The 584-nt window shown below is 72.1% G+C and carries 1 protein-coding gene; it reads right to left on the bottom strand.

Annotated features, from left to right (window positions below; genetic code table 11):
* Window positions 1-584: VWA domain-containing protein (locus A5700_RS16430; protein ID WP_156671253.1), on the bottom strand; the 584-nt coding region annotated here is incomplete at both ends.

Raw genomic sequence — 584 nt, 5'->3', positions numbered from 1 at the left:
CGAGATCGTCGAGATCTGCACGCCCTCGGACTTCGCGGCGCGGGCCGCGGTGAAGGCGCCCTGCGGGGCGTTGGGGTCCAGCGGCACGTTCTCGGCGCCGTCGGATTCCAGCACGATCCGCGCCGGCGGCGGACCGTCCCCGCCCCCCATCACCGAGCCGACGGTCGCGATGGCCTGCAGCGCGGTGAACAGGCCCTCGCCCGTCGCGGTCTTGGGCGCCGCCTGCAGGCTGTCGATGCCCGCCTTGACGGCCTCCCGATTGGTGGTCGGGGGCACCAACAGCGTGGCGTTGGCCGCGAACTCGACCAGGCCGAGGTTGATCGCGGGCGTCAGCTGCTCGGCGAACTGCTTGCCGGCCTCCTTCGCCGCGGCCAGCCGCGACGGCGGCACGTCGTTGGAGGCCATCGACTCCGACACGTCGATCACCAGCATCACGACCGCCCGGTTCAGCGGGATCCGAATGTCGGACGTCGGCCCGGCCATGGCCGTGGTCAGCAGCACCAGCGACGTGGCCAGCGCGATCGTCAGTAGGACCAGGCTCAGCAGCGAGACGGCGATCGGGAGGTGCCGCCACGGCGATTGCG

Source organism: Mycobacterium sp. E1214, assembly GCF_001666755.1.
Classification (GTDB): Bacteria; Actinomycetota; Actinomycetes; order Mycobacteriales; family Mycobacteriaceae; genus Mycobacterium.
The sequence above is the reverse complement of the archived record's forward strand: the minus strand, read 5'-3'. Positions and strand labels throughout refer to the sequence as shown.